At 61.6% G+C, this 4,620-nt stretch carries 5 protein-coding genes; 2 read left to right on the top strand and 3 right to left on the bottom strand.

What is annotated here, in order from left to right; translation table 11 throughout:
• The coding region (locus R6U20_RS09250; protein ID WP_410337571.1) for a hypothetical protein at window positions 1-213 on the top strand (213 nt) is incomplete at its 5' end.
• Between the two features lie 498 nt (window positions 214-711).
• On the opposite strand, the gene dprA is transcribed toward R6U20_RS09250, so the two are convergent.
• Entirely contained in the window at window positions 712-1,857 is a 1,146-nt protein-coding gene (gene dprA / locus R6U20_RS09245; RefSeq protein ID WP_410337570.1) for a DNA-processing protein DprA, read from the bottom strand.
• A complete protein-coding gene (gene obgE, locus R6U20_RS09240; protein ID WP_410337569.1) occupies window positions 1,854-2,885 on the bottom strand; it encodes a GTPase ObgE in 1,032 nt (343 codons plus the stop codon). Before obgE ends, dprA begins: the two co-directional genes overlap by 4 nt.
• Window positions 2,886-3,185: 300 nt before the next feature.
• Between obgE and rnhA the strand changes: the two genes are divergently transcribed.
• Window positions 3,186-3,632, top strand: coding sequence for a ribonuclease HI (gene rnhA / locus R6U20_RS09235; RefSeq protein ID WP_410337568.1), 447 nt, complete (start codon window positions 3,186-3,188; stop codon window positions 3,630-3,632).
• A 685-nt stretch (window positions 3,633-4,317) separates the two neighbouring features.
• Here rnhA and R6U20_RS09230 read toward each other — a convergent pair.
• On the bottom strand, window positions 4,318-4,620 hold a 303-nt coding region (locus R6U20_RS09230; protein ID WP_410337567.1), incomplete at its 5' end, for an alpha/beta hydrolase.

Here is a 4,620-nt window from a genome sequence, read left to right as displayed (position 1 = left end):
CGCGACGAGGAGATCGCCGCGGAACCGCGACTGGCACCGCCTGAATTGCCGCCTGATGTGACGCCGTCATCGATGGAGCAGCATCAGGGCCAGTTGGCCAAGCCGCTTGCCATTGCGGGTATTGTCGAGAACGGATTGGTACGTCCCCTCGATCCCAGCGTGAAACTGCCCGAACGCTCGCGGGTCATCATTATTGCGTCGGAGGCGATGTGACCAAAGCGCGAATAAGGGCGTGAAGCTGGCCGAACCATCGGATGGACCAGAGCGGCCGGTGGCTGAGGTTTTCGAAAGTGGACGACCATCACCGGCCGCCTGGTCATCCGGGGCGTACGGGGCCCGAAAGGGATGGAGGATTGCACGGAGACGGCGGCCTCCCCGACATGCTCAATCGAATGTCGGCAATTGCTCGTGCACAGACCACGATGCCGTATCGAAGTGCCTGTCGCATTGTAGCAGAGCAGACTCGCACCCGTCCATCCCTCCACCCCTCCATTTGTCCATCCTCTCGACACCAAAGCACAGCCGCCTGCGCCATAGAACGCCTCCACAATCCACAATCCGTAATCCAAAATCGCATCCCGCCCACGCGGAGATAGACCCGATGCCGAAAGTTTGCAGCGTTGCGTAATATTTTTTGCCGTCGTTTGCTGGATGCAGAGCGGAACTGCAATGAGCAGGTCGGTTTCTGCCGTATCCAATACACCTCTTCTCTCACCGCACACGCTGAAACTGCTTTCCAGCGCGCTGCTCGACCAGGTCCTTGAACTCCAACTGGAGCAGGTGAACCAGCGCCTCGGAGGGGGCTACGCCCGCCCGTGCACACAGCACGTCCAGGTGAACGGGCTCGTTGGTGAGGACGTCGTAGAGCGTCTGCTCGGCATTGCTTAGGTCGGGTGGGGGCTCCTTGGGCGGGGCCGCCTCGCTATCGGTGGTCGTTGGGGGAGTCGGAAGCTCTGCAAGCAGGTCGTCCACATTGAGCACGAGCTTGGCGTGGCCGCGCTGGATGAGCCGGTTGGTGCCCACCGAGGCGCTCTTCCCAACCGGACCGGGCACGGCAAACACCTCGCGGTTTTGTTCCACCGCCAGCCGCGCCGTGATGAGCGCGCCGCCCTTTTCGTGCGACTCAATCACGAGCGTACCCAGGGTAAGTCCACTCACAATGCGATTGCGCTCCGGAAAGTTAGAGGCGTTGGGGTCCTCGTCGAGGGTGTACTCGGAGAGCACCGCCCCCTGATCTTCAATGCGCCGCGCCAGCCGCGTGTGCTTCTGCGGGTAGATGCGCGCCAGCCCCGACCCGAGCACCGCGAGCGTGCGTCCGCCTTGCTTAAGTGCCGCGCGATGCGCTGCCGCGTCGATGCCAAACGCCAGGCCGCTCACAATCGTGTAGCCGTGCTGCACGAGAGCTGCTGTCAGGTCGCGCGCTACGCCCTTGCCATAATCGGTGCATCGCCGCGTGCCGACCACAGCCAGGGCATGCGTATCGGCAGGATGCAACGTCCCGCGTATCCACAAGCAGGGCGGCGGATCGTAGGTGTGGCGCAGACGCCCGGGATAGTCGGTGTCCCAGAGCGTACAGAGGTGCACGTCCATCTCGTCGGCGCGGGCAAACTGCCGGTCCACCGCGGCGTGGTCGTCGAACGAGCAGATGGCCGCAGCTGTGCGTGGTCCGATGCCGGGTACCTGTGTGAGCACCGATGCCGACGCGCTGAACACCGCGCTGGGCCGCTTGAGGTGCCCGATAAGCGTGCGGGCACGGCTCCAGCCTACGTTGGGGACGAGCATAAGCGCAACAAGAGCGCGACGCTCGGCCTCAGAATCGACATCGGGGGCGGTGGGATCGGCATCGAAGAGCGTCATGAAGAGGCAACCTCTGCCGCAGTGCGGCGCTTCTCGGTATCAACAGCGTCGAACAGGCGGTGCTTCAGGGGGGCCAACCCGATCTGTGCGACCGCGCTGATGGGCAGCAGCTCTACGCCGGGCGGAAAGTGTTCGGCGACCACATCGGGCAGCAGCGAGCGTTCTTCGGGCGGCAGTAGGTCGGTCTTTGAGAGCGCCACAAAGCGCGGCTTGTCGAGCTGTGCAGCATCGTACTCGCGCAGTTCGTGCAGCAGCTGCTCGTACGTCGCTCCCAGGTCGGTTTCCGTAATGGGGATGACGAAGAGTAGCACAGCGGTGCGCTCAATGTGGCGCAGGAACTGCAGCCCAAGTCCGCGTCCCTCATGCGCATCTTCGATAATGCCTGGAAGATCCGCCATAACAAACGAGGTATATTCGTTCACGTAGACCATGCCGAGCGAGGGCGTGAGCGTGGTGAACGGATAGTCGGCCACCTCGGGCTTCGCCGCCGAAATCGACGACACGAGCGTGCTCTTTCCGGCATTGGGAAAGCCTACGAGTCCCACATCGGCCAGCAGCTTCAGCTCCAGCGCAATCTCCTTCTCCTCGCCGTCCTCGCCCGGCTGGGCATGGCGAGGCGTCTGGTTGGTTGACGACTTAAAGAAGGTATTGCCCTTGCCTCCGCGTCCGCCTTCCGCGATGCAGAGACGATCGCCCGGTTCCACCACTTCGCCGATAACTGCGTCGGTAGCGTTGTTGCGGATGACGGTGCCGGGCGGCACGCGGAGCACCACATCCTCGCCATCCTTGCCGGTTTTGTTATTGCTGCCGCCGGGTTCGCCATCTCCGGCTTCGTGCAAGGTGTTGTAGCGCAGATCCATGAGCGTGTAGAGGTGCGGATCGGCCTCGATGTACACCGAGCCCCCCGCACCACCGTTGCCTCCGGCAGGACCGCCTTTGGGTACGAACTTCTCGCGTCGGAACGACACCAGGCCACGCCCGCCGTCACCGCTGCGTACCGTAATGACTACGTGGTCAACAAATTTCATGGTAGGGGCCTCTCACACTCAAGAATATCGAACTGGCACCCGGCCTACTGTGCGGTAGACCGCTGCGCCCTGCAAACATAACGTGGCAGATGCAACGCGGTGCCTGCCGGGCACGTTGGGGCCAGAAGAACGTGACTCCGCAGCGACCGGTGTGCTCAATAGTTTTCATGAGCGATTGACGGCGGAGCGCTGCATCCATGCCCCGTTTCCCTATAGCTTATGTGCCTGTGGGGTTGGCGGATGCGACGCCGCGCTGCCCTATGCGTATTTGTTTTGCTCCTCTTGGGTTTTCTTTTGACGATGAACAGCGTAACTGTGTATACCGATGGCGCATGCAGCGGCAATCCGGGTCCGGGCGGATGGGCTGCGGTTCTTATGCCCGAGGGCAACCGCGATGACGCCGAACAATACACCGGCGGATCCCTCCAGACCACTAACAATCGCATGGAGCTAACCGCCGCGCTCGAAGCGCTCAAAGTGCTCGACGAGCCGACTGCCGTCAAACTTCACACTGACAGCGCCTACGTGTCGCGCGCGTTCAACGATGGCTGGCTCGACAACTGGAAGCAGAACGGCTGGCGTACCTCCTCCAAGAAACCGGTTAAAAACAAGGACCTGTGGCAAGCCCTGGATGCTCAAAACGAGCGCCACAACGTAGAGTGGATCTGGGTGAAGGGCCACGCCGACAACACGCTCAACAACTACGTTGATTCGCTGGCGGTAACGGCGATGGAGGATTACAAGTAGGGGGCGGCGCCCTGGGGGATGCCCAGCGTGGGTTACAAAAGCCGGGGGCGTTATCCCTGACGTGATTGAGTTATCGAGAAACGAGTAGATTACCTGTGTGTCGTTTCGCTCGGCTCCGGATCAGGGGTGCCTTGTCCGGGATGACAGCCTCACGGTGCATCACGTGCAATCCAACAGCTACCAAACGCCGTAGTGACGAAGCGCGTACGTGTTTAGCGACTTGTAGCCCAGGAACCCATGCCGGGCGGTGTTTTTAGCCAAGTTAGAGCGGGGCAGAGGGCCCCGAAGGGGCATGCCAGTTGTCCCCCTGAATAGCCTGCCTCGCACAGCGGAGCCATGCGCAACACCTTGAAACAAAGTCCTCCTCTCCCCGAGGGCTAGTCCTTGCACATAGCTTTTTCTCCGCTATATTGTTTATTTAACGTTGGTTTCCTCCACCGCCTGTTCAATGAGAGATTGTTGGATCCTACAACAAGAACCCATCTGGGCGTCTTCTCGGGGGAATAGTCGGGGGAATGGATCCTGAACTTGATTCAGGATCCCCGAGGAACTGGCCGACAAGCTGGCCCAGGACACGATCGAGGCGGCCGAGCAGCTGGGTGACGACCGGCTGGTCGGCCGCTTCGATCGTGTCCTGTGCCAGCTTGTCGGCCAGTTCCTCGGCGATCCTGCTCATCGCGGGCCTTCAGCGGCTGGATTCGGTGAGGCGGCGTTTCACATAGGCCTGCACGCTTTCGATCATCGGGTCCATATGTGGATCCTCGAAGAAATGTCCGGCGCCTGGCACCTCCTCGTGGGTGATGGTGATGCCCTTTTGCTCGTGCAGCTTGTCGACGAGGATACGGGTGTCTTGCGGCTTGGCCACGCGGTCGGCGGCGCCGTTGATGATCAGCCCGCTGGCGGGGCAGGGGGCAAGGAACGAGAAATCATACATGTTGGCCGGCGGCGAGACCGAGATGAAGCCCGTGATCTCGGGCCGGCGCATCAA

It is taken from the genome of Longimonas sp. (assembly GCF_046498435.1).
In the GTDB taxonomy this organism is placed as follows: Bacteria; Bacteroidota; Rhodothermia; order Rhodothermales; family Salinibacteraceae; genus Longimonas.
The sequence above is the reverse complement of the archived record's forward strand: the minus strand, read 5'-3'. Positions and strand labels throughout refer to the sequence as shown.

Bases quoted from the DNA above. Each gene is read 5' to 3' on its own strand.
- dprA (WP_410337570.1), bottom strand. From the start codon at position 1,857: ATGACGCTCTTCGATGCCGATCCCACCGCCCCCGATGTCGATTCTGAG.
- obgE (WP_410337569.1), bottom strand. From the start codon at position 2,885: ATGAAATTTGTTGACCACGTAGTCATTACGGTACGCAGCGGTGACGGC.
- rnhA (WP_410337568.1), top strand. From the start codon at position 3,186: ATGAACAGCGTAACTGTGTATACCGATGGCGCATGCAGCGGCAATCCG.